This is a genomic window from Streptomyces sichuanensis, assembly GCF_020328095.1.
Lineage (GTDB): Bacteria > Actinomycetota > Actinomycetes > Streptomycetales > Streptomycetaceae > Streptomyces > Streptomyces cinnamoneus.
Window position 1 is genome coordinate 1 of record NZ_JAIXMK010000086.1, and the last position, 16550, is coordinate 16550.

Genomic DNA, 16550 nt, shown 5'->3' on the forward strand with positions numbered 1-16550 from the left:
CAACCGGCTCCACGACGGCCGCAGCGGCCTCCGGGGCCTCGGCAGCCTGCGGAGCACCGGCGGGGGCGGACGCCTTACGGGTGGCACGACGACGCGGACGGGCCGCGGGCGCCTCCTCGGCAACCGGCTCCTCGGCGACGGCCTCGACGGCGGCCGGGGCGGCCTCGGGCTCGGGGGCGGCGGCCTTGCGCGTGGCGCGGCGGCGGGTACGGGCGGGCTTCTCGGCCTCGGCCGTCTCGGCGGCGGGCTCGGCCACCGCTTCGGTGGTCTCGGCGGCGACCGGCGCGGCCGCCGTCTTGCGGGTGGTCCGGCGGCGCGGACGGGCCGGGGTCTCCGGCGCGGCCGGAGCCTCGGCGGCGCCCTCGGAGGACGCCTCGGCGGCCGTCACGGCCGCTTCCCCGGCGGGCGGACCCGCCGGACGGGACGCGGCCCGGCGACGACGCCGCGGGGGCAGCGTGTCGCTGGGCGAAGCGTCGGTGTTGTTGCCGGCTGCGCTCTGCGCAGACCCGGCCTCGGTGGGCTCAATGGATTCGAGCATGCGGGCGGTTCTCCCGTCACGCTCCCGGGCGCCGCGTCGTGATCCGACCCGCCGGTCCGCGTGATGAGCGCGGTACCGCCGTCCGGGGCGCGGTCGCCGCACGGGAGCTGTCGTCTCGCTCGCCGGCTCCGAAGCTCATCGGCACCGGCGAAAGTCTCCTGGTCAGTGCGCCTGCCGCACCGGGTGGCTCCCTGGTGGACCGGCGGCGCTTCGACGGCCGTCCTTACGCGGAACCTTCCGGCACCTGCTGCGCGGCACTCGGCCCGGCGGCCGTTGGAGGGGCCGGGGCGGCGTCGCGGTCGGGCGCGAGCGGGTCGGTCACCGTGCCGGACTCCTCATCGAGCAGCCCCTGCGCCAGCCTGGTCACCGCAGCGGGGACCGGCGGCGCCAGGTCGGCCGTAGCGCGGAGACCGGACAGGACGTCGTCGGGTCGCACGGCAGGTGTCAAATGCCGAACAACCAGCCGCAGTATCGCACAGGCACCGTCGCCGGGCCTATCGGCCGGAGCCGGGAGCGCCTCCAGTCGGGTCACCGCTCCGCGGGCGTCGAAGGTGCGCATGCCGTTCTTCGTGCGGCGCTGGACCTCGACCTGCTCGGCCGCCATGAAGGCCGCGACGGCCTTCTCGGCGTCCGCGAGCTCGACGCCCTCCAGCCGCAGCTCCCACACGGATGCCTGCAGCCGGTCGGCGAAGGACGAGGTGTGCGCCTCGACGGCGTCGGTGATGTCGAGCCCGTCCGGCAGCGACTCGTCGAGCAGCGCCCGCAGCACGGCGGGGTCGCGGGCCTCGGCGAGCTGGATCTCCAGGTACTCGGCCTCACTGCCCGTGCCGGTGGGGGCGGCATTGGCGTAGGAGACCTTGGGGTGCGGGGTGAAGCCCGCCGAGTACGCCATGGGCACCTCGGCGCGCCGCAGCGCCCGCTCGAAGGCGCGCTGGAAATCGCGGTGGCTGGTGAACCGGAGGCGGCCGCGCTTGGTGTAGCGCAGGCGAATGCGCTGCACCGCGGGTGCGGGCGGCGGGCCTTCGGGCTGTCGCTTGCCCAGTTTGTCTCAGTCCCTCGTGAGTGCGGTCGTTCTGCTACCTAGAGTACGTGCAACGAGGGCCCTGCCGATCCGGCAGGGCCCTCGTTCGCACGTGCGTACTACTTCACACGTGTCCTACTTGACGACCGACAAGGGCAGCAGCTTCTTGCCCGTCGGGCCGATCTGGATGGAGGTGTCCATCTGCGGGCACACGCCACAGTCGAAGCACGGCGTCCAGCGGCAGTCCTCGACCTCGGTCTCGTCGAGGGCGTCCTGCCAGTCCTCCCAGAGCCAGTCCTTGTCCAGACCGGAGTCCAGGTGGTCCCAGGGCAGGACCTCCTCGTACGTGCGCTCGCGCGTCGTGTACCAGGGGACGTCCACGCCCTGCTCCGGCAGCGTCTGCTCGGCGCACTTCATCCAGCGGTCGTAGCTGAAGTGCTCGCGCCAGCCGTCGAAGCGGCCGCCGTCCTCGTAGACCGCACGGATGACGGCGCCCACGCGGCGGTCACCGCGCGAGAGCAGGCCCTCGATGATGCCGGGCTTGCCGTCGTGGTAGCGGAAGCCGATGGACCGGCCGTACTTCTTGTCGCCGCGGATCTTGTCGCGCAGCTTCTCCAGGCGGGCGTCGGTCTCCTCGGCGGAGAGCTGCGGCGCCCACTGGAAGGGGGTGTGCGGCTTGGGCACGAAGCCGCCGATGGAGACGGTGCAGCGGATGTCGTTGGACTTCGACACCTCGCGGCCCTTGGCGATCACGTTGACCGCCATGTCGCCGATCTGCAGCACGTCCTCGTCGGTCTCGGTGGGCAGGCCGCACATGAAGTACAGCTTCACCTGGCGCCAGCCGTTGCCGTAGGCCGTGGCGACGGTCCGGATGAGGTCCTCTTCCGAGACCATCTTGTTGATGACCTTGCGCATGCGCTCGGAGCCGCCCTCGGGGGCGAAGGTCAGACCGGAACGGCGGCCGTTGCGGGTCAGCTCGTTCGCCAGGTCCACGTTGAACGCGTCCACGCGGGTCGACGGCAGGGAGAGGCCGATCTTGTCCTCTTCGTACCGGTCGGCCAGGCCCTTGGCGATGTCACCGATCTCGGTGTGGTCGGCGGAGGACAGCGACAGCAGGCCGACCTCCTCGAAGCCGGTGGCCTTGAGGCCCTTGTCCACCATCTCGCCGATGCCGGTGATGCTTCGCTCCCGCACGGGGCGCGTGATCATGCCGGCCTGGCAGAAACGGCAGCCGCGGGTGCAGCCGCGGAAGATCTCCACCGACATCCGCTCGTGCACGGTCTCCGCGAGCGGGACCAGCGGCTGCTTCGGGTAGGGCCACTCGTCGAGGTCCATGACGGTGTGCTTGGACACGCGCCACGGCACGCCGGAGCGGTTGGGGACGACGCGGGCGATGCGGCCGTCGGGCAGGTACTCGACGTCGTAGAAGCGCGGGACGTACACGCCGCCGGTCTTCGCCAGGCGCAGCAGCAGCTCGTCACGGCCGCCGGGGCGGCCCTCGGCCTTCCAGGCCCGGATGATCTCGGTGATCTCCAGGACCGCCTGCTCGCCGTCGCCGATCACCGCGCAGTCGATGAAGTCCGCGATGGGCTCGGGGTTGAACGCGGCGTGGCCGCCGGCCAGGACGACGGGGTCGTCGATGCCGCGGTCCTTGGACTCCATCGGGATGCCGGCGAGGTCCAGGGCGGTGAGCATGTTGGTGTAGCCCAGCTCGGTGGAGAAGCTCAGGCCGAAGACGTCGAACGCGCCGACCGGCCGGTGGCTGTCCACGGTGAACTGCGGCACCTTGTGCTCGCGCATGAGCTCTTCGAGGTCCGGCCACACGCTGTAGGTGCGCTCGGCGAGGACGCCCTCGCGCTCGTTGAGGACCTCGTAGAGGATCATGACGCCCTGGTTGGGCAGACCGACCTCGTAGGCGTCCGGGTACATGAGGGCCCAGCGGACGTCGCACTCATCCCAGGGCTTGACGGTGGAGTTCAGCTCTCCGCCGACGTACTGGATGGGCTTCTGTACATGCGGAAGGAGGGCTTCGAGACGCGGAAAGACCGACTCGACCGACTCGACAGGCATTCGGAATGTCTCTCGTGAGCGGGCAGGGGTGACCCTCAAGAGTAACGTGCCCGCCGGGGGACCCCGACGACTCAGCTTGCCAGCGCCTCCCGCCAGCGCTCCTGCGACGCCCGCGCCCACACCTGCGGCAGCTCCCGCTCGTCCCGTTCCGCCTGCCGTTCCTCCCGGCCGTAGAGCAGGCCGAAGGTGAAGGCGGACTCCCCCGCCAGCGCCGCCTGGGCGGCGATCGCGCTGAGGGCGGTGCGGGTCATGATGCTGTCCTGGTGGTCGCCGAGCAGGCTCTGGACGGCCTTCATCTCGCGGGCGAACTTCTTCGCCGGCTTGCCCAGGGCCGGCGCCGCCGCCTCCGCCGCGTAGCGGACGCGCTTGGCGGCCTTGCGGGCGTCGTGCAGGGCGGTGTCCCGCCGGGGCCCGGGGTCGGTGGCGAGGGCGTGCTCGACGCGGGCGGCCAGACGGGCGTAGTCGCCGAGGACGGCCTTGGCGAGGACGGGGGCCGGCGGCCGCGCGGCGGCGGGGCGCAGGGGCGGGTCGGCGAGGAGGGCGTCGAGGCCGTCGAGGAGGGCGAGGTAGCGCTCGCCGTCGAGGACCGCGGTCAGCCGGCGGCGCGTCTCGATGCGGCGGCGGCCGGACCAGATGCGCAGGCGGGCGCGGACGGGGCCACGGACCAGGGTGCGGGGCAGTTCGTCGAGGCGGTCGCGCAGGCGCTCGGCGAGGACCTCGCGGTCGCGGTCGACGCCGAGCTCGCCGGCGAGCCATTTCAGTTCCTCGCCGAGCGGGTCGGTGACGCGGCGGTCGAGGACCTTGCCGAAGGTGCGGAAGGCGCTGCGCAGCCGCCGGGTGGCGACGCGCATCTGGTGGACGGCGTCCTCGGTGCCGCGGCGGGCGCCGGGGTCGAGGTCGGCGATGGCCTCGATCTGTTCGCGCACGTAGGCCAGGACGTGCGCGCCGGCGTCGTCCTTGGACGAGGGCGCCTCGGTGCTGCGTTCCGGAAGGTGCGTGCCCGTCTCGGCGAGGGCGCGCGCCAGCTTGCTCGGGGCCTTCGACGGACGCAGCCCGGCCGCGCGCAGGTGCGGTTCGAGGGCGTCGAGGAGGGCGGGGTCGCCGCCCTGGGCGAGTTCGACCTCGACCTCGGTCCAGGCGGTGCTCCCCTCGCCGCCGGTGAGCCGGGTGGCCGTGACCTCGTCGGTGCTGGCCTCGGCCAGCAGCGTGCCCTGCTCGTCGAACAGGTGCCGCACGTCCCGGCGGGAGACGAGGCGGATCAGCGGCACCAGCGGGGCGCGGCGGGTCCGGGAGCGGACGAGGGACGCCAGCGCGCGGGGGACGCCGGCGCTCAGCGGGGCGCGGAACTCGTCCCGCACGCCCGGGGCGACGGGCAGCTTGACGTGCCAGCCGGCGTCGCTGCCGCCGGTGCGGCGGCGGAGGGTGATGCCGGCGGCGGCGAGGCGGTGGTCGGCGGTGTCGTAGTAGACGGCGTCCAGCTCGACCGTGCCGCGGTCGGCGACGCGGGCGACGGGCGGGGCCCCGCTGAGGTCGGGGAGCCCGGCCGCGCCACCGGTATCCCCGCCGGCTTCGTACTTCCGCTCGATCTCCCGCACGGTGTCCGCCATGAGCCCGAATCTAGTGCGCGGCCGCCGGGCCGACCAGGGCGATTTCGCGTCCTAGGCGGACATCGGGCGCTGTGCCTTGATCGACTGGAGGAGGCCCACCGCCATCCACGCCGCGAACATCGACGAGCCTCCGTAGGAGACGAACGGCAGCGGGAGCCCGGTGACGGGCATGATGCCGAGCGTCATGCCGATGTTCTCGAAGCTCTGGAACGCGAACCAGGAGATGATGCCGGCCGCCACGATCGTTCCGTAGAGCTCGGTGGTCTCGCGGGCGATGCGGCAGGCGCGCCAGAGGACGACGCCGAGCAGGAAGATGATGGCCCCGGCGCCGACGAAGCCGAGTTCCTCGCCGGCCACGGTGAAGATGAAGTCGGTCTGCTGTTCGGGGACGAACTGGCCGGTGGTCTGGGAGCCGTGGAAGAGGCCGGAGCCCGTGAGGCCGCCGGAACCGATGGCGATGCGGGCCTGGTTGGTGTTGTAGCCGACGCCGGCGGGGTCGAGGGCGGGGTTGGCGAAGGCGGCGAAGCGGTTGATCTGGTACTCGTCGAGGACGCCGAGCTGCCAGACGAGGACGCAGCCGAGGACGCCCGTGCCGATGAGGCCGACGATCCAGCGGTTGGAGGCGCCGGAGGCCAGCAGCACGGCGAGCACGATGATCACCAGGACCATGACCGAGCCGAGGTCGGGCATCAGCAGGATGATCGCGATGGGCAGGGCGGCGAGGCCGAGGGCCTCCACGACGGTGCGGTGATCGGGCTGGCGCCGGTCGCCGGCGTCGACCTTGCCGGCCAGCAGCATGGCCATGCCCAGGATGATGGTGATCTTCGTGAACTCGGACGGCTGGATGGAGAAGCCGCCGCCGAGCTGGATCCAGGAGCGGGCGCCGTTGATGGTGGCGCCGAGCGGGGTGAGCACGGCGAGGATGAAGAGCACGGAGATGCCGTAGAGGATCGGCACGGCGCCGCGCAGGGCCCGGTGGCCCACCCAGACCGCGCCGAGCGCGAGGGCGAGGCCGATGCCGGTGTTGAGGATGTTGCGGAGCAGGAAGTAGTACGGGTCGCCCTGGTTGAGCTCGGTGCGGTTGCGGGTGGCGGAGTAGACGAGCAGGGTGCCGATGCCGGACAGGGCCAGGGCCGCGAGCAGCATGACCCAGTCGAGGCGGCGCAGCACGGAGTCACGGGCGGTGAGCCGGGACCAGGTGCCGCGCTCGGGGGTGAATCGGCGGACGCGGTAGCCGCTGGCGGCGCTCACCGGGTCTCGTCCTCCTTCCGGGACGGGGACTGCTCCGGTGAGGGCGGTCCCTCCGAGGGCGGAGCCGAGGAGCCGTCCGAGGGGGACGCCGAGGGGCTGTCGGACGCGGAGCCCGAGGGGCTGGGGGGCGGGGGCGAGGCGATGGGCTGGGCCTCGATGGTGCCGTCCTTCTCGATCTTCGGCAGCCCGGTCTGGGGGTGCGGCAGGAGGGCCCTCTTCTCGTCGATCTTGCCCTTGTCGTCGACGCCGTAGAGGCCGTTGTAGATCTTGCGCACGGCGGGGCCGGAGGCGCCGGAGCCGGTGCCGCCCTGGGAGATCGTCATGACGATCGTGTAGTCGGCGGTGTAGGTGGCGAACCAGGACGTGGTCTGCTTGCCGTAGACCTCGGCGGTGCCGGTCTTGGCGTGCATGGGGATCTCGTTCTGCGGCCATTCCTTGAACCGCCAGGCGGCGGTGCCGCGGGTGGCGACGCCGGCGAGGGCCGCGTCGATCTGGTCGCGCGTCTTGCCGGTGAAGGGCAGCCTGCCGTGGGAGGCCGGCTTGATCTCGCGGATCTCCTTGCCGTCGCCGCTGATGACGGCCTTGCCGACGGTGGGGTTCCAGAGGGTGCCGCCGTTGCTGATGGCGGCGTAGATGGTGGCCATCTGGATGGGGGTGACGAGGGTGTCGCCCTGGCCGATGGAGTAGTTGACGGAGTCACCGGCGCGCATGCGCATGCCGGACTCGCAGTTCTCCTTGGCGATCTTGCCGGCGTAGCTGTCGTCCTTGTCCCCCTGCTTGCACCAGGTGTCCTTGTTGGCCTCCCAGTACTTCTTCTTCCACTCGCGGTCGGGGACGCGGCCGCGGACCTCGTTGGGGAGGTCGATGCCGGTCTCCTTGGCGAGGCCGAACTGGTGGGCGGTCTTGTAGAACCAGTCGGCGGGGTTCTTGGGCTTGTTGCCGCCGTCCTTCTGCCACTGCCGGTAGGCCAGGTCGTAGAAGACGGTGTCGCAGGAGACCTCCAGTGCCCGGCCGAGGTTGATGGAGCCGTGGCTCTGGGACTCGAAGTTCTTGAAGACCTGGCCGCCGATGCTGTACGAGCTCGAACAGTTGTAGCCGTCGTCGAAGGCGTACCCGGCGTTGACGGCGGCCGTGGTGGTGATGACCTTGAAGATGGAGCCGGGGGCGGCCTGGCCCTGGATGGCGCGGTTGAGCAGCGGGTAGTTGGAGTCCTTGCCCGTGAGCTCCTTGTAGTCCTTGCCGGAGATGCCGCCGACCCAGGCGTTGGGGTCGTAGGTGGGGTTGGAGGCCATGGCGACCACCCGGCCGGTCCTGGACTCCATCACCACGACGGCGCCGGCGTCGGCCTTGTAGGGGACGCCGGTGTTGCGGTCGATCTCCTTGCGGGCGTCCTTCATCGCCTGGTCCAGTTCCCGTTCCGCTATGGCCTGCACGCGGGCGTCGATGCTGGTGACGACGTTGGCGCCGGGCTCGGCCTTGTCGCTCTTGGCCTTGCCGATGACGCGGCCGAGGTTGTCGACCTCGTAGCGGGTCACGCCCGCCTTGCCGCGCAGCTCGGTGTCGTACTGCCGTTCCAGGCCGGAGCGGCCGACCTGGTCGGAGCGCAGCAGGGGGGAGCGGCCGTTCTTGGCCTTGGCGATCTCCTCGTCGCTGACGGGCGAGAGGTAGCCGAGGACCTGGGCGGTGTTCGAGCCGCCCGGCCCGGGGTAGCGGCGCACGGCGGTGGGTTCGGCGGTGATGCCGGGGAAGTCCTCCTGCCGCTCGCGGATCTGCAGGGCCTGCTGGGTGGTGGCCTCGTCGGTGATGGGGATGGGCTGGTACGGCGAACCGGCCCAGCAGGGCTTGGGGGTCTTGGCGTCGCACAGCCGGACCTTGGCGGCGACGTCCTCCGGCTTGAGGCCCAGGACGCCGGCGAGACGGGTCAGGACGGCCTTGCCCCTGTCCTTTATCTTCATCAGGTCCGTGCGGCTGGCGGAGACGACGAGCCGGGTCTCGTTGTCCGCGAGCGGCACCCCGCGGGCGTCGAGGATCGAGCCGCGGGTGGCGGGGGCGACGACCTGCTGGATGTGGTTGTCGGCGGCCTCGGCGGTGTACTGGTCGCCGTTGCGGATCTGCAGGTACCACAGGCGGCCGCCCAGGGTGAGCAGCAGCGAGAAGACCAGGATCTGGATGACGACCAGCCGGATCGTGATGCGCGAGGTGCGCCCGGTCTCGGGGAGGTTGCTCACGCGGTGCTCCCTGCGCGGCCGGGTGCGGGGGCGGCGGCCGCCCCTCGGAAGAGTGCCGTCCTCAAAGCCGCTTGACCCCCTTGATGCGCTGCTTCCTGCCGGGCCGGGCGAGCAGGCTGGTGCTCTGGACGCCGATGCGGCCCTTGCGTCCGCCGAGCCGGCCCTTGCGCTTCATCCGGCCCGTCCGGAAGCTGCCGCCGGTCGTCCGCCGGTAGGCGCCCTCGCCGCCGGCGGTGGGGGTGCCGTCCCCGGTGAGCGGGTCGCCGGTGGTGCGCCGGGCCGCGGCCATGATCAGCGGCACGGTGAAGGGGGCGAGCAGCAGGTCGTAGAGGGCGGCGGTGAAGACGAGGCCGCTGAGGCCCACGTGCCGTGCGGCGGTGTCGCCGACGAGGGCGCCGACGCCCGCGTAGAGCAGGGTGGAGGCGATGGCCGCGCCGACGACGGCGACCATGGGCACGGTCGCCGAGCGGAGTTGGCCGTTGTCGGGCCGGGCGAGGCCGACGAGGTAGCCGATCAGGCACAGCACGAGCGCGTAGCGGCCGGTGGCGTGGTCGGCCGGCGGCGCGATGTCGGCGAGCAGGCCGGCGCCGAAGCCGATGAGGGCGCCGGCGGTGTGCCCGTGGACGAGGGCGAGGCCGACGACGACGAGCAGGAGGAGGTCGGGGACGGCGCCGGGGAGGTGGAGCCGGGCGAAGACGCTCACCTGTACGACGAGGGCCACCACCACGAACGCGGTCGAGAGCAGGATCCGGTTGAGGCGCATCGGTCAGTCCTGGGGCTTGGCGCTCGGGGAGGGGGTGACGGTCACGGTCACGGTGGGGGCCGGCTTGGGGGCCTCGGGCTTGGGCGGCAGGACGCTGTCGCGGGGGTCCTCGCGGGGCGCGTCGACGACGACGCCGACCAGGTCGAGCTTGCTGAAGCCGACGAAGGGGCGGACCTGCAGGGTGCGGGTCAGGCCGCCGCCGGAGGGCTCGACGCGGGTGACCTCGCCGACGGGGACGCCAGGGACGAAGGGCTTGTCCTTGCTGGAGCCGAAGGTGACGAGGCGGTCGCCCTCGTGGACGGTGGCCTTGCCGTTGAGCAGTTCCACGCGCAGCGAGCGGTCGCCCTGGCCGCCGGCGAAGCCGATCTCGCCGGTCTTCTCCATGCGGGTGCCGACGGTGAACTTGGGGTCGCTGGCGAGCAGGACGGTGGAGGTGCTGGGGCCGACGGTGGTGACGCGGCCGACGAGGCCGTCGCCGTTGAGCACGGTCATGTCGCGCTTGATGCCGTCGTTGCTGCCGATGTCGATGGTGACGGTCCAGGAGAAGCCCTGCGCGGCTCCTATGGCGATGACCTGGGCGCCCTTGATGCCGTACTGACCGCGGCCGGCGGTCTTGAGCATCGCGTCGAGCTCGCGGAGCCGGCCGCGGTTGCGGTCGCTGCTGCCCAGCTTCTGCTTGAGCACGGTGTTCTCGCGCTCCAGGCGGCTGATGCGGTCGCTGCGGTCGCCGGAGTCGCGGACGGCGGCGATGGCGTCGCCGACGGGGTCGACGGCCGAGGCCACGCCCTCCTCCACCGGACCGAAGGCCGAGGCGGCGGCGTGCCGCACGCCGTCGAGCGGGGACTGCTCACCACCGCGGATGTCGACCGTGATCAACGCGAACGCGATCGCGATCAACAGCACCAGCAGCAGCCGGCTCTCTCGTGTGTCCCTCACGTGCGGCGGCGTGCCCTTCTCGTCGGACCGCCGGGTTGCGGGTCCGGACGGTCATCGGGAGCGTTCTGCCTGTATATCAGGTTGTTTCGGCGGCTTCGGCGCGCCGGGTGGCCGGGGCGCCACGGGGTGGGCGGCGCCGTGCCGTCACCGGCGCGGCTGGGCGTCGAGGACCTGCTGGAGGGCCTCGAACTCCTCGACGCACTTGCCGGAGCCGAGGGCGACGGAGTCCAGCGGATCCTCGGCGATGTGGATGGGCATGCCCGTCTCGCGGCGCAGCCGCTCGTCGAGGCCGCGCAGCAGGGCGCCGCCTCCGGTGAGAACGATGCCGCGGTCCATGACGTCACCCGACAGCTCGGGCGGGCACTTGTCCAGGGTCGTCTTGACGGCGTCGACGATGGAGTTGACGGGCTCCTCGATGGCCTTGCGGACCTCGGCGGCGGAGATGACGACGGTCTTGGGCAGGCCGCTGACGAGGTCCCGGCCGCGGATCTCGGTGTGCTCGTCCTGCTCCAGGTCGTACGCCGAACCGATGGTGATCTTGATCTGCTCGGCGGTGCGCTCGCCCAGCAGGAGGCTGTACTCCTTCTTGATGTGCTGGATGATCGCGTTGTCCAGCTCGTCGCCGGCGACCCGGATGGACTGGGCGGTGACGATGCCGCCGAGGGAGATCACGGCGACCTCGGTGGTGCCGCCGCCGATGTCGACGACCATGTTGCCGGTGGCCTCGTGGACGGGCAGGCCCGAGCCGATGGCGGCGGCCATGGGCTCCTCGATGATGTGCACCTGGCGGGCGCCGGCCTGGGTGGACGCCTCGATGACGGCACGGCGCTCGACGCCGGTGATGCCGGAGGGCACGCAGACCACGACGCGCGGACGGGCCATCCAGCGGCGCTTGTGGATTTTGAGGATGAAGTAACGGAGCATGCGCTCCGTGATCTCGAAGTCGGCGATCACGCCGTCCTTGAGCGGACGGACCGCGACGATGTTCCCGGGGGTTCGGCCGATCATCTTCTTGGCCTCGGCACCGACCGCGAGGATCCCACCGGTGTTGGTATTGATCGCGACGACTGACGGCTCGTTGAGGACGATCCCGCGGCCTCTGACGTAAACCAGCGTGTTGGCGGTCCCGAGGTCGACTGCCATGTCACGGCCGATGAACGACATGTTGTTCCCCATGAGGATACGTCTGGCCTTCCCAGGTTGAGCGATCGCTTACTTGAGGTCGGCAGGTGTGGTGCGCTGCGGGGCGCCGAGGCTTCATCGTAGTCTCGCCCACTCGAACGCGGCGCGAGGGTTCCTCCGCCATTGTGGGCGGAACACGAGCTGGCCCCAGTAATGGTGACGTCGTGTCGGAGTGAGAGGTTCCCTCGTTCGGCACGCATATGCCAAGGGCGACCGAAAAGAAATCGGTCGCCCTTGATCAGAATGGGCGTTCGCCTGATGAGGTATCAGGCGAGGCCGGGAAAGAAAATCTTGATTTCCCGCTCTGCGGACTCCGGGGAGTCCGAGGCGTGGATGAGGTTCTCGCGCGTGATGGTCCCGAAGTCCCCGCGGATGGAGCCGGGAGCGGCCGCGATCGGGTCGGTCGGGCCGGCCAGCGCGCGGACGCCCTCGATGACGCGCTCGCCCTCGACGACCATGGCAACGACCGGGCCCGAGGCCATGAAGCCCATGAGCGGCTCGTAGAAGTCGCGGCCGACGTGCTCGGCGTAGTGCTGCTCCAGCGTCGCGCGGTCCAGGGTGCGCAGCTCCAGCGCGCTGATCGTCCAGCCGGCCTTCCGCTCGATGCGGGCGATGATCTCGCCGGTCAGCTGACGGCGGACCGCGTCCGGCTTGAGAAGGACGAGGGTGCGCTGGCTCATACTGCGGCTCCTTGCAGGCAGGCGAACGATTGCGGTGGGGCGAAGGGTACAGGGACGCCCCCGCCCACCGGCAACCGGACCACCGGGCTACTGGGCTACGGGGCGTCGGCCGCGGCGGCCGCCGCGGCGAAGCGGGCCTTGGCCTCGTCGACCTTGCGGCCGAAGTGGACCGAGGCCCACCACAGGCCGGCGAAGACCACGCCCAGGATGAACATCATCGGCACGACCAGGCCGCTGGCGATCAGGCCGAGCTGCAGCAGCCAGCCCAGCTGGACGCCGCCGGGCCGGGTGAGCATGCCGCACAGCAGCACGCTCAGCACCATGGCGCTGCCGCTGACGGCCCAGACCGTGCCCGTGGACAGGTCGGAGGTCTGCATGGCGACCAGACCCGCGAAGCCGATGACGAAGAATTCACCGATCAGAGTGCTTGCGCACAGCGTCCGCACGTCAGCCCCTCCCCAGCAGCAGCCGGGCCTCGCCGACCGTGATCACCGAACCGGTCACGAGGACGCCCGCACCGGCGTACTCGCTCTCCTCCTCCGCGAGCGTGATCGCGGCCTCGATGGCGTCGTCCAGACGCGGCTCGACCTGCACCCGCTCGCTGCCGAAGACCTCGACGGCCAGGGCGGCGAGCTCGTCGACGTCCATGGCGCGCGGGGTGGAGTTCCGGGTGACGACGATCTCGGCGAAGATCGGCTCGAACGCCTCCAGCAGGCCGCGCACGTCCTTGTCGGCGCTGGTGCCCACGACGCCGATGAGGCGGCTGAAGCCGAACGCCTCGGTGATGCCGTCGGCGGTGACGCGGGCGCCGGCCGGGTTGTGGGCGGCGTCGAGCACCACGGTGGGGCTGCGGCGCACGACCTCCAGGCGGCCCGGCGAGGTGACCGAGGCGAAGGCGCGGCGGACGACGTCGACATCGAGCGGGCGGGCGTGCTGGGAGCCGATGCCGAAGAACGCCTCGACCGCGGCCAGCGCGACGGCGGCGTTGTGCGCCTGGTGGGCGCCGTACAGCGGGAGGAAGACCTCCTCGTACTCACCACCGAGACCGCGCAGCGTCAGCAGCTGGCCGCCGACGGCGACCTCGCGGGAGACGACGCCGAACTCCATGCCCTCGCGGGCGACCGTGGCGTCCACCCCGACCGAGTGCTTGAGCAGCACCTGCGCCGCGTCCACCGGCTGCTGGGCCAGCACGACGGTGGCGTCGGACTTGATGATCCCGGCCTTCTCGCCGGCGATGTCGCCGGGCGTGGAGCCGAGCCGGTCGGTGTGGTCGAGCGCGATGGGGGTGACCACGGCGACCGTGCCGTCGACGACGTTCGTCGCGTCCCACGTGCCGCCCATGCCGACCTCGACGACGGCCACGTCCACGGGGGCGTCCGCGAAGGCGGCGAAGGCCATGCCGGTGAGGACCTCGAAGAAGGACAGCCGGTGGTGCTCGCGCTCGTCGACCATCTCGACGTAGGGCTTGATGTCCTGGTACGTCTCGATGAAGCGCTCGGCGGAGATCGGGGCGCCGTCCAGGCTGATCCGCTCGGTCACGGACTGCACGTGCGGGCTGGTGTAGCGGCCGGTGCGCAGGTCGAAGGCGGCCAGCAGGGCCTCGATCATGCGGGCGGTGCTGGTCTTGCCGTTGGTGCCGGTGATGTGGATGGCGGGGTAGGCGCGCTGCGGCTGGCCCAGGATGTCCATCAGGGCTTCCATGCGGACCAGCGACGGGTCGAGCTTGGTCTCGCCCCAGCGGCCCGCGAGCTCCGCCTCCACCTCGCGCAGCGCCCGGTCCACCTCGGGGTCCTCCGGGCGGGCGGGCACGCCGTCCCCCTGCGGGGGCCCGGCCTGGGCGCGCAGGGTACGGCTGCCGGCCTCGATCACGGCCAGGTCGGGGTCGCGGTCGGTCTCGGCTTCGACGATCTCCTCGAACCGGTCGTTATCACCGGGTTCGCCGGATTCGTTGTCACCGTGCTCGTCGTTCAGGGGGCGCTCGCTCACGCCGCCCAGTCTACGGACCGGGGGCACCGGCGGGGCGGGGGCACCTCCGGCGACACGGAGAGCGGGCCCGGCCGCTTTGGCATACGGTTTTTCCGGAAGATCCATTGAAGGTCCGTTGCGCGAGGTTTCGGCGGGTGAGAGCCGGGTGAGAGCCATGGGGTCCGAGGACCGGGACCGGCTCCGGGCGGTCCTGGAGGCGCTGCCCGCGGGCGCCCTCCTGCAGAGCCCGGCCGACGAGGTGCTGGCCGTCAACCGCGAGTTCGTCCGCATGTTCGACCTGGAGGGGCGGGTCGACCTCTCCCCCGGCGCCCCCATGGAGCCGGTGGCCCCGCTCGTACGGGCCTTCTTCGCCGCCGGCCACGCCGGCCCCGGCACCCCCGGCGGGATCCTCTCCGGCCGCCACGTCCACCGGGTGGCCGAGATCCCGCTCACCGACGGCCGCGTCATCCGCCGCCAGGTCGAGCCGCTCCGCGACGGCGGCGCCTACCTGGGCTCCCTGTGGGTCTTCGCCGACATCAGCGACGCCAAGCGGCGCGAGCGCGACCTGGAGCGCGACAACCGCACCCTCACCGAGCTGGCCCGCCAGCGCAACGCCTTCACCGCCGCCGCCTCCCACGAGCTGCGCACCCCCCTCACCTCGATCAGCAGCTTCGGCGAGCTCCTGGCCGACCCGGCCTTCGGCAGCCTCACCACGGAGCAGGCGTCCTTCCTCGACGCCATCCGGCGCAACGCCGAACGGATGCAGCGGGTGATCTCCGACCTGCTGCTCACCACCCGGATGCGGGCCGCCGGCCCGGAGCTGGAGTTCGCCCCCGTGGACGTGCCCCGGATGCTGGAGGACGCCGTCATGGACCAGATCGACGCCATCGGGCGGGCGGGGCTGTTCACCGTCCTCGACTGCGCGCCCGGTCCCGCCCTGCGCGGCGACCGCCACCGGCTCCAGCACGTCCTGGGCAACCTGCTGGAGAACGCCGCGAAGTTCACCCCGCCCGGCGGGCGGATCACCGTGACGGCCGCGCCCCGGGGCGTCCACTGGGACATCGAGGTCGCCGACACCGGCATCGGCGTCCCCGAACACTCCCGCCACGAGATCTTCACCGGCTTCGTCCGCGCCCCCAACGCCCGCACCGGCCGCTACCCCGGCACGGGCCTGGGCCTGGCCATCGCCCGGACCGTCGTCGAACAGCACGGCGGCACGATCACGGTGGGCGGCAGGGAGGGCGAGGGTGCCGTCTTCCGCATCCGCCTCCCGATCGCGGGGCCACCACCGGTGCCGTCGGGAGGACGGCTGGTCGTGGGGGACGAGGGCGGGGACGCTGCCGGGAGCGGAGGCGGGGCGGCCGAGGCCGGCGGAGCTGAGGGAGCCGCGGAGACGGCCGGCGGCCTGGGAACCGCCGCGGGGCCGGAGGCCACGGGGCCGGACCGTACGCCGGGCAGTCCGGGGGCCGCGGGGCCGGGCGGGGAGGGGGCGGCGTGACGCGGATTCTGCTCGTCGAGGACGACCCCGACCTCGCGCTCGCCCTGCGCGTCCTGCTCACCCGCGCCGGCTACCACACCGTGCACGCCGACAACGGCCGCGACGCCCTGCGGCTGCTGTTCGCCGAACGGCCCGGCCTGATGCTCCTCGACATCGGCCTGCCCGGCCTCGACGGCTGGGAGGTCCTCGAACGCACCCGCGACATGAGCGACCTGCCCGTGCTGCTCCTCACCGCCCGCGGTGCCGAGACCGACCGGGTGCGCGGCCTGCGCGCCGGAGCCGACGACTACCTGTCCAAGCCCTTCGGCAACGACGAGCTGCTCGCCCGCGTCGAGGCACTGCTGCGCCGGAGCGCACCGACCCGCTGGGCGGGCGACTCCTACGGCGGGGACGGGCTGCGCCTGGTGCCCGAGCGGCGCTCGGCCGTCTGGCAGGGCCACGAGGCGCGGCTCAGCGACATCGAGTACCGGCTCCTGCAGGTGCTGGTCCGCAACCGCGGCCGGGTCATCACCACCGACCAGCTGCTCGACCGCGTCTGGGACGACCCCGAGGGCACCGGCCGCGAGCGGGTGAAGTTCGCGGTCCTGCGCCTGCGACGCAAACTGCGCCAGGCCGCCGGGGACGAGGCGGCCGACCCCCTGGAGGCCGTACGGGGCCTGGGCTACCGCTACCGGGCCGAGGGCACCCCCGCGGACGACGGCTTCGAGGGCGGCGTCTTCGGCGGTGGGCCGGGAGGCGACGGCCCCGGCCACAGGGAGGACCAAGGTCCCTGACCCCACCGGGACCAAGGTCCCCGATTCCCCCTTCGCAA

Annotated in this window: 13 protein-coding genes and 1 pseudogene; 2 read left to right on the forward strand and 12 right to left on the reverse strand. The window is 72.2% G+C overall.

Going from position 1 to position 16550, the window contains the following annotated elements:
* The 12 genes and pseudogenes from LE181_RS22770 to folC all read right to left on the reverse strand — a co-directional run.
* A pseudogene (locus LE181_RS22770) lies at positions 1–538 on the reverse strand (hypothetical protein); the annotation flags it as partial.
* Between the two features lie 223 nt (positions 539–761).
* Positions 762–1538 (reverse strand): TIGR03936 family radical SAM-associated protein, encoded by a 777-nt coding sequence (locus LE181_RS22775; protein ID WP_225663354.1) that lies wholly within the window; start codon positions 1536–1538, stop codon positions 762–764.
* Positions 1539–1694: 156 nt separating this feature from the next.
* Positions 1695–3629: a TIGR03960 family B12-binding radical SAM protein gene (locus tag LE181_RS22780; protein ID WP_225663355.1), complete on the reverse strand. Its 1935-nt coding sequence runs from the start codon at positions 3627–3629 to the stop codon at positions 1695–1697.
* Between the two features lie 71 nt (positions 3630–3700).
* Positions 3701–5236: a CYTH and CHAD domain-containing protein gene (locus LE181_RS22785; protein WP_225663356.1), complete on the reverse strand. Its 1536-nt coding sequence runs from the start codon at positions 5234–5236 to the stop codon at positions 3701–3703.
* A 51-nt stretch (positions 5237–5287) separates the two neighbouring features.
* Complete coding sequence (rodA, locus tag LE181_RS22790; protein WP_225663357.1) at positions 5288–6487, reverse strand: rod shape-determining protein RodA; 1200 nt, start codon at positions 6485–6487, stop codon at positions 5288–5290.
* Entirely contained in the window at positions 6484–8715 is a 2232-nt protein-coding gene (mrdA, locus tag LE181_RS22795) for a penicillin-binding protein 2 (protein WP_225663358.1), read from the reverse strand. The genes rodA and mrdA overlap by 4 nt, the downstream gene beginning before the upstream one ends.
* Positions 8716–8776: 61 nt before the next feature.
* On the reverse strand, positions 8777–9478 hold the full coding sequence (mreD, locus tag LE181_RS22800; protein WP_225663359.1) for a rod shape-determining protein MreD: 702 nt from the start codon (positions 9476–9478) through the stop codon (positions 8777–8779).
* A gap of 3 nt (positions 9479–9481) precedes the next feature.
* Positions 9482–10414 carry a rod shape-determining protein MreC gene (mreC, locus tag LE181_RS22805; RefSeq protein WP_225663360.1) on the reverse strand — a complete coding sequence of 311 codons (933 nt, stop codon included), beginning with the start codon at positions 10412–10414 and terminating at the stop codon, positions 9482–9484.
* Between the two features lie 144 nt (positions 10415–10558).
* Entirely contained in the window at positions 10559–11578 is a 1020-nt protein-coding gene (locus LE181_RS22810; protein WP_004950903.1) for a rod shape-determining protein, read from the reverse strand.
* Between the two features lie 284 nt (positions 11579–11862).
* A complete protein-coding gene (gene ndk, locus LE181_RS22815) occupies positions 11863–12276 on the reverse strand; it encodes a nucleoside-diphosphate kinase (protein ID WP_225663361.1) in 414 nt (137 codons plus the stop codon).
* 95 nt (positions 12277–12371) lie between these two features.
* Positions 12372–12722 (reverse strand): DUF4233 domain-containing protein, encoded by a 351-nt coding sequence (locus LE181_RS22820; RefSeq protein WP_225663362.1) that lies wholly within the window; start codon positions 12720–12722, stop codon positions 12372–12374.
* Position 12723: 1 nt separating this feature from the next.
* Complete coding sequence (folC, locus tag LE181_RS22825) at positions 12724–14262, reverse strand: bifunctional tetrahydrofolate synthase/dihydrofolate synthase (RefSeq protein WP_225663363.1); 1539 nt, start codon at positions 14260–14262, stop codon at positions 12724–12726.
* Positions 14263–14416: 154 nt separating this feature from the next.
* Here folC and LE181_RS22830 point away from each other — a divergent pair, with 154 nt between their 5' ends.
* Together LE181_RS22830 and LE181_RS22835 are read left to right on the forward strand one after the other, a co-directional pair.
* Complete coding sequence (locus tag LE181_RS22830; RefSeq protein WP_225663364.1) at positions 14417–15739, forward strand: PAS domain-containing sensor histidine kinase; 1323 nt, start codon at positions 14417–14419, stop codon at positions 15737–15739.
* On the forward strand, positions 15736–16512 hold the full coding sequence (locus LE181_RS22835) for a response regulator transcription factor (protein WP_225663365.1): 777 nt from the start codon (positions 15736–15738) through the stop codon (positions 16510–16512). Before LE181_RS22830 ends, LE181_RS22835 begins: the two co-directional genes overlap by 4 nt.
* Positions 16513–16550 lie beyond the last annotated feature (38 nt).